Annotated in this window: 15 protein-coding genes; 12 read left to right on the forward strand and 3 right to left on the reverse strand. The window is 72.3% G+C overall.

Going from position 1 to position 15,939, the window contains the following annotated elements:
* Window positions 1–41: 41 nt before the first annotated feature.
* Entirely contained in the window at window positions 42–983 is a 942-nt protein-coding gene (locus tag ACF1G2_RS28940; protein WP_391801119.1) for a LysR family transcriptional regulator, read from the reverse strand.
* 162 nt (window positions 984–1,145) lie between these two features.
* On the opposite strand from ACF1G2_RS28940, the gene ACF1G2_RS28945 reads away from it, so the two are divergent.
* From ACF1G2_RS28945 to ACF1G2_RS28970, 6 genes are read left to right on the forward strand one after another with little or no spacing between them, the layout of a single operon-like run.
* Window positions 1,146–2,330, forward strand: coding sequence for a four-carbon acid sugar kinase family protein (locus tag ACF1G2_RS28945; RefSeq protein WP_391801120.1), 1,185 nt, complete (start codon window positions 1,146–1,148; stop codon window positions 2,328–2,330).
* The gene (gene pdxA / locus ACF1G2_RS28950) at window positions 2,327–3,361 is read left to right on the forward strand and encodes a 4-hydroxythreonine-4-phosphate dehydrogenase PdxA (protein ID WP_391801121.1); all 1,035 of its coding nucleotides are present in this window, start codon (window positions 2,327–2,329) and stop codon (window positions 3,359–3,361) included. Before ACF1G2_RS28945 ends, pdxA begins: the two co-directional genes overlap by 4 nt.
* Complete coding sequence (locus ACF1G2_RS28955; protein WP_391801122.1) at window positions 3,333–4,016, forward strand: HisA/HisF-related TIM barrel protein; 684 nt, start codon at window positions 3,333–3,335, stop codon at window positions 4,014–4,016. The genes pdxA and ACF1G2_RS28955 overlap by 29 nt, the downstream gene beginning before the upstream one ends.
* 47 nt (window positions 4,017–4,063) lie before the next feature.
* Window positions 4,064–5,584, forward strand: a complete 1,521-nt coding sequence (miaB, locus tag ACF1G2_RS28960; RefSeq protein WP_391801123.1) for a tRNA (N6-isopentenyl adenosine(37)-C2)-methylthiotransferase MiaB — start codon at window positions 4,064–4,066, stop codon at window positions 5,582–5,584.
* 33 nt (window positions 5,585–5,617) lie between these two features.
* Window positions 5,618–6,001 carry a hypothetical protein gene (locus ACF1G2_RS28965; protein WP_391801124.1) on the forward strand — a complete coding sequence of 128 codons (384 nt, stop codon included), beginning with the start codon at window positions 5,618–5,620 and terminating at the stop codon, window positions 5,999–6,001.
* A gap of 28 nt (window positions 6,002–6,029) precedes the next feature.
* Window positions 6,030–6,737: a class III extradiol dioxygenase subunit B-like domain-containing protein gene (locus tag ACF1G2_RS28970; protein WP_391801125.1), complete on the forward strand. Its 708-nt coding sequence runs from the start codon at window positions 6,030–6,032 to the stop codon at window positions 6,735–6,737.
* 181 nt (window positions 6,738–6,918) lie between these two features.
* Here ACF1G2_RS28970 and ACF1G2_RS28975 read toward each other — a convergent pair whose 3' ends face one another.
* Both ACF1G2_RS28975 and ACF1G2_RS28980 read right to left on the reverse strand, forming a co-directional pair.
* Window positions 6,919–7,215 carry an antitoxin gene (locus tag ACF1G2_RS28975; RefSeq protein WP_391801126.1) on the reverse strand — a complete coding sequence of 99 codons (297 nt, stop codon included), beginning with the start codon at window positions 7,213–7,215 and terminating at the stop codon, window positions 6,919–6,921.
* Between the two features lie 53 nt (window positions 7,216–7,268).
* On the reverse strand, window positions 7,269–7,511 hold the full coding sequence (locus tag ACF1G2_RS28980) for a gliding motility protein (RefSeq protein WP_391801127.1): 243 nt from the start codon (window positions 7,509–7,511) through the stop codon (window positions 7,269–7,271).
* Between the two features lie 259 nt (window positions 7,512–7,770).
* Between ACF1G2_RS28980 and miaA the strand changes: the two genes are divergently transcribed.
* The 6 genes from miaA (at window position 7,771) to hflX (ending at window position 15,833) form a co-directional block, all read left to right on the forward strand.
* Complete coding sequence (gene miaA / locus ACF1G2_RS28985) at window positions 7,771–8,709, forward strand: tRNA (adenosine(37)-N6)-dimethylallyltransferase MiaA (RefSeq protein ID WP_391801128.1); 939 nt, start codon at window positions 7,771–7,773, stop codon at window positions 8,707–8,709.
* Window positions 8,710–8,816: 107 nt separating this feature from the next.
* Entirely contained in the window at window positions 8,817–9,281 is a 465-nt protein-coding gene (locus tag ACF1G2_RS28990; protein ID WP_383228591.1) for a hypothetical protein, read from the forward strand.
* 64 nt (window positions 9,282–9,345) lie between these two features.
* On the forward strand, window positions 9,346–10,221 hold the full coding sequence (gene dapF, locus ACF1G2_RS28995; RefSeq protein WP_391801129.1) for a diaminopimelate epimerase: 876 nt from the start codon (window positions 9,346–9,348) through the stop codon (window positions 10,219–10,221).
* Between the two features lie 218 nt (window positions 10,222–10,439).
* Window positions 10,440–12,578 (forward strand): RelA/SpoT family protein, encoded by a 2,139-nt coding sequence (locus tag ACF1G2_RS29000; protein ID WP_391801130.1) that lies wholly within the window; start codon window positions 10,440–10,442, stop codon window positions 12,576–12,578.
* Between the two features lie 138 nt (window positions 12,579–12,716).
* On the forward strand, window positions 12,717–14,210 hold the full coding sequence (locus ACF1G2_RS29005) for a M1 family metallopeptidase (protein ID WP_391801131.1): 1,494 nt from the start codon (window positions 12,717–12,719) through the stop codon (window positions 14,208–14,210).
* Window positions 14,211–14,339: 129 nt separating this feature from the next.
* Window positions 14,340–15,833, forward strand: a complete 1,494-nt coding sequence (gene hflX, locus ACF1G2_RS29010) for a GTPase HflX (RefSeq protein ID WP_383228575.1) — start codon at window positions 14,340–14,342, stop codon at window positions 15,831–15,833.
* The last annotated feature ends 106 nt before the right edge of the window (window positions 15,834–15,939 follow it).

Genomic DNA, 15,939 nt, shown 5'->3' on the forward strand with positions numbered 1-15,939 from the left:
CGCGTGCGTGCCCGTGCCCGTCCGCGCAGAGGGCTTCGTCGTCAGAGACCGGTCGCCTGGGCGCGCAGCCACGCGAGCAGTGCGGCGATGCGCTCGTCCCGCTCGGGCGGCTGCGGGCTGAGCAGGTGGTATCCCGTGCCGTCCTCGACCAGGCCGAAGGGCGCCACCAGCTGGCCGCGCACGAGGTCGTCGTGGACCAGCGCGTACGGGCCGATGGCCATGCCGACGCCGGCGACGGCCGCCTGGAGCGCCAGGTAGAAGTGCTCGAAGGTCTGCTCACCGTCGGGTTCGACGCGTCGACGTGTGAGGCGCTGCCAGTCGGCCCATGCTCCCGGGCGCGTGCTCGCGTGCAGGATCGTCACACCGGCGACCCCGCCCGCGCCCGCGGTCCCGCCCCCGCCCGTGATGCCGCCCGTGCCCGTGCCCGCGAACCCGTGCCCGTCGCGGAGACGCTCGGCCAGGTCCGGGCTGCAGACCGGACCGATCCGCTCCAGGAAGAGGGGGGACCGGCACACGTCCGGCGGTACGGGAAAGTCGTCGCGCCGCAGGGCGACGTCGACGGGGTCCCGGTCGAAGGAGACGGGGCCGCCGCCCGCCGACAGATGCACTGTGAGGCCCGGCACCTGGCTCGCGAGGTCCGGCAGCCGGGGAATGAGCCAGCGCATCAGGAGCGTCGGCTCGCAGGACAGGGCGAGCGGACCACCGCGCTCACGTCGTGCCACCTCCCGGGCCGCGGTGTCGACCTGGTCGAGCGCGTCACGTACGGCGGCGGCGAGGCGGCGGGCCTGAGCGGTCGGGCGCAGGGAGCGGGTCCCACGCTCGAAGAGCGTGACACCCAGGGACTTCTCCAGGTTCTGGATCTGACGGCTGACCGCGCCGTGGGTCACATGGAGCTCCTCGGCGGCCCGGGTCATGCTCGCGTGCCGCACGGTCGCCTCGAAGGGGAGCAGCGAGTTCAGCGGGGGAAGGTCGGGCCAGCGCATGTGTGAAATCTACTCACAGGTGGAGTGAGAAGGAATCGCTTGTCCAGCGGCTTTCCGGCCGCCAGGGTTGACGCCAGTGGCGATCGCGTCACGCCGGCGACGGGCCGCGCCGGAGTGGTCGTCGCACCGGGTCCGGCGGTACGAATCGAAGGAGGACGAGGCATGAGGCGGGAACCCCCGGCAGATCTCGTGACGAGCGTCGCGGTCCTCGCGGACGACCTCACGAGCGCGGGCGACGGAGCGGCGCCGTTCCGCGGGGCGGGGCACCGGGCTCAGGTCCTGTTGTCGCGCGACGGCGTGATCGGCGCGGCCCGTGAAGGAGTCGTCGCCGTCGACCTCGCCAGCCGCGCGCTCGACGAGGCGACGGCCGTGGCGGTGACCTGGCGGGCCGCCGGCGCGTTCGCGGGCGCCGATCTGCTGATCAAGACCGTCGACTCCACGCTCCGGGGCCATCTGGCGGACGAGATCCGCGCCGCCCACGCCGGATCGGGCCGCCAGGCCGTCGTCGTCGCACCGGCCTTCCCCGCCGAGGGCCGGACGACGGTCAGGGGGATCCAGCATGTCCAGGGCGTTCCGGTGGACGAGACGGAATTCGCGCACGACCCGGCACACCCGGTCCGCACCGCGGACCTGGCCCGCCTGCTGCCCGAAGCGGAACTCCTCGAACCCGAACAGTTCGCGAAGCTGCCGGAGCTGATCGACTCGGGAGGAGTGTTCGTCTGCTCGGCGGTCACCGACGCCGACCTCGACCATCTGGTCTTCTCCGTGCCCCGACCGCACGACGTCCTGTGGGTCGGCTCCCCGGGCCTCGCCGCGGCGCTGGCCGCCCACCACTCCCGTACCCCCGCGGTCCCCGCGGTCGAACCCCCCGTGTCCCGGCGCCCGTTGGTGGTGGTCGGCAGCGCGCACCCGGCTTCACGCCGTCAGCTGGACCGGCTGCGTACGCGCGGAGACGTGGGCGCGGCCGAAGCCGGAGACGACCCGGCCGCGGCCGTCGAGTCCCTGCGTCGATCCGGTGCGCCCGTGCTCGCCGTCCACACCCCCGACGCCCGCCGTACGGCCTCCGACGCCCTGACGGGGGACCTCGCCGCCGCCGTGGGCGCATCGGTGGCGGAAGGGCTGGTCGACGGGCTCGTACTGACCGGCGGAGAGACGGCGGCGACGGTACTGGAAGCCCTCGGTGCCGGCGGTATCGACCTGGTCGACGAGCCGGAACCGGGAGTGGCACGGGGCGTACTGCTCGGCCCTCGCCGCCTCCCCGTCCTGATCAAGGCCGGCGGCTTCGGCGACGACGACACGCTCGACCGCCTCCGCCGCATCCTCGCGGAAGGGGCACCGGTCTCATGACGCGACCCATCGCCCTCACCATGGGCGACCCGTGCGGCATCGGCCCCGAGATCACCGTCAAGGCGTACGCCGACCCCCGGCGCCGCCCTCCGGCCGTCGTCATCGGCGATCTGGACACCCTTGCCCGGGCCTGCCGCGTCACGGGCACCGGGCTGGCCCTCCGACCGATCTCCTCCGTCACGGAAGCGGCCCACAGCCCCGGGGTGATGGACGTCCTCGCCGTAGGGGCGCTCCCCGCGGACCTGCCGCTCGGCACGGTGGACGCCCGCGCCGGCGCCGCCTCGTTCCACTACGTACGCCGAGGAGTGGAGCTCGCCCTCCGGGGCGAGATCCGGGCGCTGACCACCGCGCCGATCAACAAGGAGGCGCTCGGACGCGCGGGGCTTCCCTACCCCGGCCACACCGAGATCCTCGCCGAGCTCTCGGGCACCGGCGACTACGCCATGATGATGGCCAACGGCGAGCTGCGGGTCGTCCTGGTCACGGTCCACCAGTCCCTGCGCACGGCGGTCGACTCCCTCACCACCGCCCGTGAGCTGGAGATCATCCGGCTCACCCACCGCACGCTCCTGTCCGTACGCGGGAAGAGCGCGCGTCCCCGAATCGCCGTCGCCGCCCTCAACCCGCACGCCGGTGAGAACGGGCTCTTCGGCCGCGAAGACCTCGACATCATCGAACCGGCCGTGCGCGCCGCTCGCCGGGAGGGCATCGACGCCAGCGGCCCCTGGCCCGCCGACACGGTCTTCATGCGCGCCCGCGCGGGCGAGTTCGACGTCGTCGTGGCGCAGTACCACGACCAGGGCCTCATACCGGTCAAGTACCTGGGCCTGGAGCACGGCGTCAACATCACCATCGGCCTGCCCTTCGTACGGACCAGCGTCGACCACGGCACGGCCTTCGACCTCGCCGGTCGGGGCACCGCCGACCACACCAGCCTGCTCACCGCCCTGCACCACGCGGACGAGCTGGCATCACCATCCGCATCCGAGCCGGAGGACCCCCGTGGACTTCATCTTCATGCTCACCCGTGAGGACAGGACCGTCACGGACTGCCTCGACGTACTCGACACCGTCCGGGGCCTCGGCATCGGCCACCTCGGGTTCAAGGACGTCGGGGTCGACGCGGCCACCATCGACCGGCTCCACCGGCAGATCAAGGACATCGGGGCCACCAGCTACCTCGAAGTCGTCAGCACCACCCGCGACGAGGCCCTCACCTCCGTCCGGCAGGCCGTCGACCTGGGAGTCGACCGGCTCATGGGAGGCACCTGGATCGAGGAGACACTGGCCCTCCTCGCCGGCACCGCCATCGAGTACCTCCCCTTCGCGGGTGAACCGGTGGGCCACCCCACCCGCCTCGCGGGCGGCCCCGAGCGGGTCGCCCAGGACTGCCGCCGGGCCGAGGCCGCAGGCTGCGCGGGCGTCGACCTCCTCGCCTACCGGGCGACCGACGCGGACCCGCTCGACCTCGTCCGCGCCGCACGGGCGGCCACCAGCGGGCGCCTGGTCGTCGCGGGCGGCATCAGCGGCAGGGAGCGCATACGGGACCTGGCAGCCGCCGGAGCCGACGCCTTCACCATCGGTTCGGCCGCCTTCGACGGCTCCCTGCGCCCCCAGGCGGGCACCCTCGCCGCCCAGCTCACGGAGGCCCTCGACGCCGCCGGGAGCGTCCACGTGCCGTCGTAGCGGCAGCGAGGGCCGGGGCAATCCCCGGCACCGCATACCCTTGTTCCATGACCAGCAGCGACCGGAGCCAGGCAGTGGACGTCCAGCGAACCTACGAAGTGCGCACCTACGGGTGCCAGATGAACGTCCACGACTCCGAGCGGCTCTCCGGTCTGCTGGAGGACGCCGGCTACGTCCGCGCCCCCGAGGGCTCGGACGGCGATGCCGACGTCGTCGTCTTCAACACCTGCGCGGTCCGTGAGAACGCCGACAACAAGCTCTACGGCAACCTCGGCCGGCTCGCCCCCAGGAAGACCTCGCGCCCCGGCATGCAGATCGCCGTCGGCGGCTGTCTCGCCCAGAAGGACCGCGACACCATCGTCAAGAAGGCCCCCTGGGTCGACGTCGTCTTCGGCACGCACAACATCGGCAAGCTGCCGGTCCTCCTGGAGCGCGCCCGCGTCCAGGAAGAGGCGCAGATCGAGATCGCGGAGTCGCTGGAGGCCTTCCCCTCCACGCTGCCGACCCGCCGCGAGTCCGCCTACGCCGCCTGGGTCTCGATCTCCGTCGGCTGCAACAACACCTGCACCTTCTGCATCGTCCCCGCGCTGCGCGGCAAGGAGGAGGACCGCCGCCCCGGCGACATCCTCGCCGAGATCGAGGCCCTGGTGGCCGAGGGCGTCTCGGAGATCACCCTCCTCGGCCAGAACGTCAACGCGTACGGCTCCGACCTGGGCGACCGCGAGGCCTTCTCCAAGCTGCTGCGCGCCTGCGGCGAGATCGACGGCCTGGAGCGGGTCCGCTTCACCTCGCCGCACCCCCGTGACTTCACGGACGACGTCATCGCCGCGATGGCCGAGACCCCGAACGTGATGCCGCAGCTCCACATGCCGTTGCAGTCCGGCTCGGACACGGTCCTCAGGGCCATGCGCCGCTCCTACCGGCAGGAGCGTTTCCTCGGCATCATCGAGAAGGTGCGCGCCGCCATCCCGCACGCCGCCATCTCCACCGACATCATCGTGGGCTTCCCCGGCGAGACCGAGGAGGACTTCGAGCAGACGATGCACACGGTCCGCGAGGCCCGTTTCGCCAACGCCTTCACCTTCCAGTACTCCAAGCGGCCCGGGACGCCCGCGGCCGAGATGGACGGGCAGATCCCGAAGGAGGTCGTGCAGGCGCGCTACGAGCGCCTCGTCGCGCTCCAGGAGGAGATCTCCTGGGAGGAGAACAAGAAGCAGGTCGGCCGGACGCTGGAGGTCATGGTCGCCGAGGGCGAGGGCCGCAAGGACGGCACCACCCACCGCCTCTCCGGCCGCGCCCCCGACAACCGGCTCGTCCACTTCACGAAGCCGGACGAGGAGGTCCGCCCGGGTGACGTGGTGACCGTCGAGATCACCTACGCCGCCCCGCACCACCTCCTCGCCGAGGGCCCGACCACCGCCGTCCGCCGGACCCGCGCCGGCGACGCCTGGGAGAAGCGCACCACCGAGGCCGCCGCGAAGCCCGCGGGCGTCCTGCTCGGGCTTCCGAAGATCGGTGTGCCGGACCCGCTCCCGGCGGCTGCGGCGCCCGCCTGCGGAAGCCACTGACACCGACATCCGAAAAATCCACAACGGGGGGCCGTGATGGGGAAGTGGGTCGTCGTCGCGCAGCGCGGCAGCAACGGGGACACGTACCGCAGCGAGGTGGTGCGGAGAGTCACCGGGTCGAAGGAGGACGCGCGGAAGGCGATGCGTGCCGCCTCGCTCACCTTCTACCAGCCGTGGAAGGAGAAGTCGCGTGAGGTGTACCGGTACCCCAGCGGTGACGGCTGTCTGCTGATCGTCAGAGGGCTGATGTCGGAGACGCTGATCACGCTCACCATCGCCGAACTCGTCCACGACTCGGCCGACCCCGACCCCGACCCCGCCCACGACGCCGCCCGCAACCCCTACGGCGCCCCCGACCCTCGCGTCGACCCCGAGCCGCCGACGCCGGAACCGCAGGACAGCGTCCCGCCCATGTGACGGAGGCCGTCGCAGTAGGCTGCGGATCATGCTTGTCGCCGCAGCCGTCTGTCCCTGTCCTCCCCTGCTCGTGCCCGAGGTGGCCGCAGGGGCCGCCGGTGAGCTCGACGGAGCCCGGACGGCCTGCGCCGACGCCCTCGGGCTGCTCGCCGCGTCCCGGCCCGATCGGCTTTATGTCGTCGGTCCCGCCGGCGAAGAGGCCCGTGGAACCTTCCCCGCCGGCTCGACCGGCAGCTTCGCGGGCTTCGGCGTCGACCTCTCCGTACAGCTCGGGGCCGGGCCCGCGGCGGAGCGTCCGCTGCCCGCCTCTCTCGCCGTCGCCGCGTGGCTGCTGCGGCGCGCCGACTGGGCCGACGCACCCGTCGAAGGTCTCGGCGTCGGGGAGACCCTCGAGGCCGAGCGGTGCGTCTCGACCGGCCGTCAGCTGGCCGCAGCGGCCGACCGCGTGGCGCTGCTCGTGATGGGGGACGGCAGCGCCTGCCGGACCCTCAAGGCGCCCGGCTACCTGGACGAGCGCGCCGTCGCCTTCGACACCGCGGCCGCGAGCGCGCTGGGCACGGCGGACGTGGACGCCCTCCTCGGCCTGGACGAGAGTCTGGCGTACGAGCTGAAGGCGGCCGGCCGGGCCCCCTGGCAGGTCCTCGCGGGCGCAGCCGAGGGCGCGGGCCTCGACGGCAGGCTGCTGTACGAGGACGCTCCGTACGGGGTCGGCTACTTCGTCGCGGCCTGGTCGTAGCACCGGCCTGGCGCGTCGGGACACAACGGCGGAAACGGCGGACGGCCGCGGAGCACGATGCTCCGCGGCCGTCCGCCGTGCGGGAGGGACCGTCGGGTGACCCCGGGCGGCCTCGCCGGGCGAGTTGCCGGGCGGTGGTGCCAGGCAGTCGTGCCGAGCGGTGGTGCCAGGCGTGGAGGCGTCAGGCGGTCGGCGGGGTGGGCGGCGTCGGCGGGGTGGGACCCTGGCCGTGGCCCGGGACCGTGCCCGGACCCGGGGTGCCGCCGTCGTCCTTGTGGGCGATCCGCCCCAGGGCGTCCTTGGCCTTGCCGGTGCCCGACTCGATCTTGGCGCTGTACTTGCCCTTGGTCTTCTCGTCGACCACCCTCGCGGCCCGCTCCAGGCCGTGGTCGATCTTGGCCTCATGCTGCTGCGCGAGGTGCGAGACCTTGTCCTTCGCCGGGGCGAGCTTGGCCTTCAGTGAATCCAGGAGACCCATAGGTCACCTTCCCTCCGGTGAGTCCGTCTGCCAGGCCCTGTCGCCAGGTACCTCTACTTCCGGGCGCCTTCTCCGGCCTCGTTGTCCGCGGCCTCCTCCGCCGACTGCTGCTTCGGAATCTCCACGGCCTCGACGACCTCGGCGACCTCCGCCTCGGCTTCCCCGTCGCCCGCCTCCGACACATCGGCCGCCGGCGCGGCCGGGCCCGAGCCCGCCTCGGCACCATCCTTCGTCCCCGCCTCGGTGGCCTCGTCGCCCGGCGCTCCGGTCTCCGCCACTTCCGGCGTGTCCGTCACGACGACAGCCTGGGCCTCCTCCGTCGACGCCTCGGCAGCTTCCTTGCCCTTCCGTCGAAACAATGCAAAAACGCCCATTTCCACTCCATAGCGTACTCGTGTGGGAAAGCCCCGCGGCGCCCGGGGCGCCCTGTTGCGCCACCCGGTGCAGCCGGTACGGAAACCGGCGGTCGGAACCTCGCAACTGGCAACGAACCCGGTTGCGGGCCGTCACGTCGCTCGTTCGGGGACCGGTCGGGAGGTTTGCGAGACTGTGACGGTGAGAAGTGCAGCTCCCGCCCCGCGGGTCATCGCCGTCGTCGGTCCCACAGCGGCCGGAAAGTCCGATCTGGGTGTATTCCTCGCCCGGCAACTGGGCGGCGAGGTCGTCAACGCCGACTCGATGCAGCTCTACCGGGGGATGGACATCGGGACCGCCAAGCTGACGCTCGAAGAGCGCGGCGGCGTCCCGCACCACCTCCTCGACATCTGGGACGTGACGGAGGCCGCCAGCGTCGCCGAGTACCAGCGCCTCGCGCGCGCCGAGATCGACCGGCTGCTCGCCGAGGGCCGTACCCCCGTCCTGGTCGGCGGCTCCGGACTGTACGTGCGCGGCGCCATCGACGCGCTCGAGTTCCCCGGCACCGATCCGGCCCTCAGGGCCCGCCTGGAGGCCGAGCTGGAGGGGCGGGGCTCCGGTGTCCTGCACGCCCGCCTCGCCGAGGCCGACCCCGAGGCCGCCCGCGCGATCCTGCCCAGTAACGGCCGCCGCATCGTCCGGGCCCTGGAGGTCATCGAGATCACCGGCAAGCCCTTCACGGCCAACCTGCCCGGCCCGGACTCGGTCTACGACACCGTGCAGATCGGCGTCGACGTGGCCCGCCCCGAGCTCGACGACCGCATCACCACGCGCGTGGACCGGATGTGGGAGGCCGGACTCGTGAACGAGGTGCGCACCCTGGAGGCGCGGGGACTGCGGGAGGGGCGTACAGCCGCCCGCGCGCTCGGCTACCAGCAGGTGCTCGCGGCGCTCGCGGGGGAGTGCACGGAGGACGAGGCGCGCGCGGAGACCGTACGCGCCACCAAGCGCTTCGCGCGCCGCCAGGACTCGTGGTTCCGGCGCGACCCGCGTGTCCACTGGCTGAGCGGAGCGGCGGAACGCCGCGGGGAACTCCCGCGAGAGGCGCTGACGTTGGTCGAACGAGCGGTCACAGCCTGATCACGTGATGGCATCGGGACGCCATGCCCGTCATTCCGGGGGTCTCTGGCGTGCCATCATCGAGCATCGATCGACCAAGTGGAGTCCGAGTGGGAGGGCGCGTGGCGATGGAGGCCGGCCCTCGCGACAGAGAACAGCACGAAGCGGTCACGGACGAAGCTCCGGGTGACGCGCCCGGTTTGAGCCCGGACGGTCCGGACGACGCCGAAGGCACGTCCGTCGAGGTCGACCCCGACGAGGTCGAGGTCGAGCTCCGGCCGCAACGCCGTCTCCGGATCTGGCAGCTCGCGCCCATCGTGGGCCTCGCCGCCCTCGGCTCGCTGATGTTCGCCTTCCCTCTCGCCTTCGGGTCCGGCGACGGCGGCGCCGTCGTCGCCATGCTCGGGCTGCTGATCAGCTCCTGCGCGGCCGGCTGGGGCATGATGGCCGCCCGCAGGGTCGGCTCCGCCTGGCCGGGGCTCCCGGCCCGCGGTTCCGGCGAGCGGCCGAACTGGCGCGTGATCGCCCTGTACGTGTTCTTCAGCGCGCTCCTGGTCGCCCTGGCCGTCTGGCGCGTCGCCCGCCTCCGCTGAGGCCGCCTCGCCCGAGGGGTGGATCTTCGGGCGGCTGTCGGACCCGCCCCGTACAGTTGATCCCGTGACCAGCACACAGACCTCAGCCATCGCGTTCCTCAAGGGCCACGGGACCGAGAACGACTTCGTGATCATCCCGGACGCCGACAACGCCCGCGACCTTCCGGCCGCCGCCGTCGCGCGGATCTGCGACCGGCGGGCCGGAATCGGCGGCGACGGTGTGCTGCGCGTGGTCCGCAGCGCGGCCCACCCCGAGGCCCGTGCCATGGCCGACGAGGCCGAGTGGTTCATGGACTACCGCAACGCGGACGGCTCGGTCGCCGAGATGTGCGGCAACGGAGTCCGGGTCTTCGCCCGCTATCTGGAGCACGCCGGGCACGTCACGGCCGGCGAGGTCGCCATCGCCACCCGCAGCGGGGTGAAGCGCACCCACCTGGACAAGGACGGCTCCGTCACCGTCTCCATGGGCCGAGCCCGGCTCCCCGAGGACGGCGTCACCGTCACCGTCGACGGCCGCAGCTGGCCGGCCCGCAACGTGAACATGGGCAATCCGCACGCCGTCGCGTTCGTCGAGTCCCTCGACCACGCGGGCGACCTGTTCACCGAGCCCCCCTACGCGCCGGCCGAGGTCTTCCCCGACGGGGTGAACATCGAGTTCGTCGCCGACCGGGGGACGCGCCACGTGGCCATGCGCGTCCACGAGCGCGGTGCCGCCGAGACCCGTTCCTGCGGCACGGGCGCCTGCGCCGTCGCCGTGGCCGCCGCCCGCCGGGACGGCGTCGACCCCGCCGTGAGCGGTGAGCCCGTCGCGTACACCGTGGACGTCCTGGGTGGCACGCTGACCATCACCGAGCACCCCGACGGCGAGGTGGAGATGACCGGTCCGGCCGTCATCGTCGCCGAAGGCACGATCGACCCGGCCTGGCTCGCCGACCACTGAGACATCCTCGGTACGGAGCTCGCCATCGGTAAGCACCAAACGCACCCGACGGACACATTCGAAACAGTCAACGACTGATCCTTCGCTCGATTGGGTGATCCGTTTCACGCTGAGCGAGAGCGGCACTGCGCCACGTGGTGGGGTCGGTAGCATCAAGCACCGGCCCCGCGGGCACGCCTTGCCCGTCCACCGCCGGTCGACGTCGCCGGAGGTGCCCCATGAGTGCAGAGGCCACCAACCCTGTGAGCGCAGCGGAGGCCATGGGTCCCGACGCTCCCAGTCGCAGCCGCGGCCGCGCGGCGCGCGCGAGGCTCGACCTCCGCCGGCTCGGCCGTGCGGCGCTGGTCGGCCCCACCACCAGGGACCGGCTGCCGGACGCCATCGGTCATGTGGCGGAGGCTCATCGGGCCCACCACCCGAACGCCGACCTGGCCGTGCTGCGCCGCGCGTACGTCCTGGCCGAGTCCTCGCACCGCGGACAGTTCCGCAAGAGCGGTGAGCCGTACATCACCCATCCGCTCGCGGTCACCCTCATCCTCGCCGAACTGGGCGCGGAGACCACGACGTTGACCGCCGCGCTGCTCCACGACACGGTGGAGGACACGGAGGTGACGCTCGATCAGGTGCGGGAGCAGTTCGGCGCCGAGGTCGCCTATCTCGTCGACGGCGTCACCAAACTGGAGAAGGTCGACTACGGCGCCGCCGCGGAACCCGAGACCTTCCGCAAGATGCTCGTCGCCACCGGCAACGACGTCCGCGTCATGTCGATCAAACTCGCCGACCGGCTCCACAACATGCGCACCCTCGGGGTGATGCGCCCCGAGAAACAGGTCCGGATCGCCAAGGTCACCCGTGACGTCCTCATCCCACTCGCCGAACGACTCGGTGTCCAGGCGCTGAAGACGGAGCTCGAGGACCTCGTCTTCGCCATCCTCCATCCCGAGGAGTACGAGAACACCCGCGCCCTCATCGCCGGGAACACCGGCGCCGGCGACGTCCTGGCCACCGTCGCCGACAGCGTCGCCGCGGCCCTGCGCGAGGCGGACATCGGCGCCGAAGTCCTCGTCCGTCCAAGGCACTTCGTCTCCGTCCACCGCGTCCGGCTCAAGCGCGGCGAGCTGCGGGGAAGCGACTTCGGGCGGCTCCTCGTCCTGGTGGCCGAGGACGCCGACTGTTACGCCGTCCTCGGCGAACTCCACACCTGTTTCACCCCGGTGATCTCCGAGTTCAAGGACTTCATCGCGGCCCCCAAGTTCAACCTGTACCAGTCGCTGCACACCGCCGTCGCCGCCCCCGACGGGGCCGTCGCCGAAGTCCTCATCCGTACGCACCAGATGCACAAGGTCGCCGAGGCCGGCGTCGTCGCTCTGGGCAACCCGTACACACCCCCGGCGGGCGGTGACGGCGCCGAACCCGCCGACGACGGCGAGCGCGCCGACCCCACCCGGCCCGGCTGGCTCTCCCGGCTCCTCGACTGGCAGCAGTCCACCCCCGATCCCGACACCTTCTGGACCTCGCTGCGCGCCGACCTCGCCGAGGACCAGGAGATCACCGTCTTCCGCGCCGACGGCGGCACCCTCGGCCTGCCTGCCGGGGCGAGCTGTGTCGACGCCGCGTACGCCCAGCACGGAGCCGCCGCCCATGGCTGCCTGGGCGCGCGCGTCAACGGCAGCCTGGCGACGCTCAGCACGGTCCTGAACGACGGCGACACCGTCCAGCTGCTCCTCACCCAGGACACCGGCTCGGGACCGTCCCCCGAGTGGCTCGAGCACGCCCGTACACCCGCCGCGCGGATCGCGATCACCGCCTGGCTCCAGGCCCACCCGGAAGCCGTCCGTACGCCCGAGGCCGACCCGAGGCCACCGGTCTCCGTCACGGCCGACCGGCGCTCGGGCGCCAAGCTCCACGCCGACCTTCCCGGCGCGCCGACCGCCGCCGTACGCCCGGCTGGCTGCTGCACCCCGGTACCCCCCGACGCGATCACCGGCTTCCAGGTGCGGGGCGGCTCCGTCACCGTGCACCGCATCGGCTGCGCGGCCGTCGGCACGATGAGACGGCTGGGGCGGGCACCCGTCAGCGTCCGCTGGGGCGACACCGCCGAGTGCCGCGTCACGCTCGTCGCCGAGGCCTTCGGCAGGCCCCGTCTCCTCGCGGACCTCACCGAGGCCATCGCCGGCGAGGGAGTCGCCGTCGTCTCGGCGACCGTCGAGCCCCCGAGCGAACAGCGCGTCCGGCACACGTACACCCTGCAACTCCCGGACGCGGCCGGACTGCCCGCCCTGATGAGGGCCATGCGTGACGTCGCGGGCGTGTACGACGTGAGCCGCGCCCGCCACCCCGCCACGCACGACGAGTGACGTCGGCGCGATCGGGACGGACCTCGTCAGCACAGGGTGACGTCGGTACAGGGTGACGTCAGCACGGAGGTGACCCCTTCGGGTGGCGGGTGAGCGCGCCGTCCGGGGGAGGGGTGGCGGCACTGGTAGCCGTAGCCCATGCCGCTCACACCCCGAAACCCCTCCCCACGCGCGCGGTGGATGCGCGCCGCCGTCCTCGTCGCCGCGTCGGCCGGGCTTGTCGCCGCCGCCCTCCCCGCGCCGACGCCGCTAGGCATCGGAGACCCGCTCTTCCCTCACCTCGGCAACCCCGGCTACGACGTCCTCTCGTACGACATCTCCCTCACGTATCCGGGGAAGAACACCGAACCGCTTGCCGCCGTGACCCGGATCGAGGCCACGGCCACGGCCGACCTGGAGCGCATCAACCTGGACTTCACGCACGGGACGGTCCGGTCCGTCACCGTCGACGGGGCGCCGGCGGCCTTCCAGTCCAGTGGCGAGGACCTGGTGATCACCCCCGTCACGGCGGCGGAGAGCGGCGACGAGATCACCATCGCCGTCACCCACACCAGCGACCCCACCGGCCCCGCCGACGCCGGTGGCTGGATCCGCACCGGCGACGGCCTCGCCATGGCCAATCAGGCCGACGCCGCCCACCGGGTCTTCCCCTCCAACGATCACCCCGCCGACAAGGCCTTCTTCACCTTCCGGATCACCGCGCCGAGCACGCTGACGGCCGTCGCCAACGGCCTTCCGACGGGCCGGACCACCGACGGTCCCAGCACGACCTGGACGTACCGCACGGCCCACCCCATGGCCACCGAACTCGCCCAGGTGTCCATCGGCCGCACGACCGTCGTCCACCGGGCGGGCCCGCACGAACTGCCGCTGCGCGACGTCGTCCGCACGGCCGACCGGGACCTCCTGGAGCCCTGGCTCAAGCGCACCCCCGCCCACATGGAGTGGATGGAGAGCCAGGTCGGCCGCTACCCCTTCGAGACCTATGGGCTGCTGGTCGCCGACGCGGCCACGGGCTTCGAGCTGGAGACACAGACCCTCTCTCTCTTCGAGAGAAGGCTCTTCACCGAGCCCGGGTTCCCGGAGTGGTACGTCGACTCGATCATGGTCCATGAGCTGGCGCACCAGTGGTTCGGCAACAGTGTCTCGCCCCGTACCTGGTCCGACCTCTGGCTCAACGAGGGGCACGCCAGCTGGTACGAGGCGCTGTACGCCGAGGAGACCGCCGGACAGTCCATGGAGCGGCGCATGAAGGCCGCCTATGCCGCATCCGACGCCTGGCGCGCGGACGGCGGACCGCCGGCCGCCCCCGCACCGCCCACGCCCGGCCAGAAGATCAGCCTCTTCCGTCCCGTCGTGTACGACGGAAGCGCACTCGTCCTCTACGCGCTGCGCGCGGAGATCGGTACCGAGGCCTTCCGGACACTGGAGCGCCGCTGGGTGAGCGAGCACATGGACGCCACGGCCACCACCGCCGACTTCACCGCCCTGGCCTCCGACGTCGCCGGGCGTGACCTCACGGCCTTCTTCGCCGGCTGGCTGTACGCCGAGAAGACCCCGCCGATGCCCGGACACCCGGACTGGCGCTCGCGCCCGGTGGGCGAGGCGCGCGGCGCCGCGAAGTCCAGGTGAAACCCGGATGACGGGCCCGGGCCGACCGTGTCACCATCGTCAGGTCGACGACGCGGCCGGCCCGGGAATCTTTCCGTGCCGTCACACGTTGTGATCGACGCAACGACTTTCCATCGACGTAAGGATCAAATGACCTCCTCTTCATCCCCTTCCCAGGACGAGCAGAGCTTCGCGGACACGAACCGCACCGAGAGCCTTCGGGCCGATGCCCTGATGGAAGAGGACGTCGCCTGGAGCCACGAGATCGACGGAGAGCGGGACGGCGATCAGTTCGACCGCTCCGAGCGCGCGGCCCTGCGGCGCGTGGCGGGCCTCTCCACCGAGCTCGAGGACGTCACCGAGGTCGAGTACCGGCAGCTGCGCCTGGAGCGCGTCGTGCTGGTCGGCGTATGGACCTCGGGGACCGTGCAGGACGCGGAGAACTCCCTCGCTGAGCTCGCGGCCCTCGCCGAGACGGCGGGTGCCCTGGTGCTCGACGGCGTGATCCAGCGCCGTGACAAGCCGGACCCGGCGACCTTCATCGGCTCCGGCAAGGCCCGAGAGCTGCGGGACATCGTGCTCGAGTCCGGCGCCGACACCGTCGTCTGTGACGGCGAACTCAGCCCCGGCCAGCTCATCGCCCTCGAAGACGTCGTCAAGGTGAAGGTGGTCGACCGGACCGCCCTGATCCTCGACATCTTCGCCCAGCACGCCAAGTCCCGAGAGGGCAAGGCGCAGGTCGCGCTCGCGCAGATGCAGTACATGCTGCCGCGACTGCGAGGCTGGGGTCAGTCGCTCTCCCGTCAGATGGGTGGCGGCGGCGGTGGCGGAATGGCCACCCGTGGTCCCGGTGAGACCAAGATCGAGACCGACCGGCGTCGGATCCGCGAGAAGATGGCGAAGATGCGCCGGGAGATCGCGGAGATGAAGACCGGCCGTGACATCAAGCGGCAGGAGCGCCGCCGTCACAAGGTGCCCTCGGTCGCCATCGCCGGCTACACCAACGCGGGCAAGTCCTCCCTGCTCAACCGGCTGACCGGCGCGGGCGTGCTGGTGGAGAACGCGCTGTTCGCCACCCTCGACCCGACCGTGCGCCGGGCCGAGACGCCGAGCGGCCGGGTGTACACCCTGGCCGACACCGTCGGGTTCGTACGGCACCTGCCGCACCACCTTGTCGAGGCGTTCCGCTCCACGATGGAGGAGGTCGGGGACTCCGACCTGATCCTGCACGTGGTGGACGGCTCGCACCCGGCTCCGGAGGAGCAGCTCGCGGCCGTACGCGAGGTGTTCCGCGACGTCGGCGCGGTGAACGTGCCGGAGGTCGTGGTCGTCAACAAGGCGGACGCGGCCGACCCTCTCGTCCTGCAGCGGCTGCTGCGGGTCGAGCGGCACGCGATCGCCGTCTCCGCCCGCACGGGCGAGGGCATCGAGGAGCTGCTCGCGCTCATCGACGCCGAGCTGCCGCGGCCGCAGGTCGAGATCGAGGCACTCGTGCCGTACACGGAAGGCGGTCTCGTCTCCCGGGTGCACGCCGAGGGCGAGCTGCTCTCCGAGGAGCACACGCCCGAGGGCACGCTGCTCAAGGCGCGTGTGCACGAGGAGCTGGCGGCGTTCCTGACGCCGTACGTTCCGGCCGCTCACTGACCGGTTCGCCACGGATCGGCCGGCTCACGGACCGGCTCGCTCACGCGACAGACGGAAGGCCCCGCCCCCCGACGAGGGGGCGGGGCCTTCCGCGTGTGTGCGCCGG

It is taken from the genome of Streptomyces sp. NPDC013457 (genome assembly GCF_043089925.1).
In the GTDB taxonomy this organism is placed as follows: Bacteria; Actinomycetota; Actinomycetes; order Streptomycetales; family Streptomycetaceae; genus Streptomyces.

What these genes read in the sequence shown, in the direction of transcription:
- ACF1G2_RS28940 (WP_391801119.1), bottom strand. Translation starts at nt 983, where the DNA reads ATGCGCTGGCCCGACCTTCCCCCGCTGAACTCGCTGCTCCCCTTCGAG.
- miaB (WP_391801123.1), top strand. Translation starts at nt 4,064, where the DNA reads ATGACCAGCAGCGACCGGAGCCAGGCAGTGGACGTCCAGCGAACCTAC.
- ACF1G2_RS28970 (WP_391801125.1), top strand. Translation starts at nt 6,030, where the DNA reads ATGCTTGTCGCCGCAGCCGTCTGTCCCTGTCCTCCCCTGCTCGTGCCC.
- ACF1G2_RS28945 (WP_391801120.1), top strand. Translation starts at nt 1,146, where the DNA reads ATGAGGCGGGAACCCCCGGCAGATCTCGTGACGAGCGTCGCGGTCCTC.
- pdxA (WP_391801121.1), top strand. Translation starts at nt 2,327, where the DNA reads ATGACGCGACCCATCGCCCTCACCATGGGCGACCCGTGCGGCATCGGC.
- ACF1G2_RS28990 (WP_383228591.1), top strand. Translation starts at nt 8,817, where the DNA reads ATGGAGGCCGGCCCTCGCGACAGAGAACAGCACGAAGCGGTCACGGAC.
- ACF1G2_RS29005 (WP_391801131.1), top strand. Translation starts at nt 12,717, where the DNA reads ATGCCGCTCACACCCCGAAACCCCTCCCCACGCGCGCGGTGGATGCGC.
- hflX (WP_383228575.1), top strand. Translation starts at nt 14,340, where the DNA reads ATGACCTCCTCTTCATCCCCTTCCCAGGACGAGCAGAGCTTCGCGGAC.
- ACF1G2_RS29000 (WP_391801130.1), top strand. Translation starts at nt 10,440, where the DNA reads ATGAGTGCAGAGGCCACCAACCCTGTGAGCGCAGCGGAGGCCATGGGT.
- ACF1G2_RS28975 (WP_391801126.1), bottom strand. Translation starts at nt 7,215, where the DNA reads ATGGGTCTCCTGGATTCACTGAAGGCCAAGCTCGCCCCGGCGAAGGAC.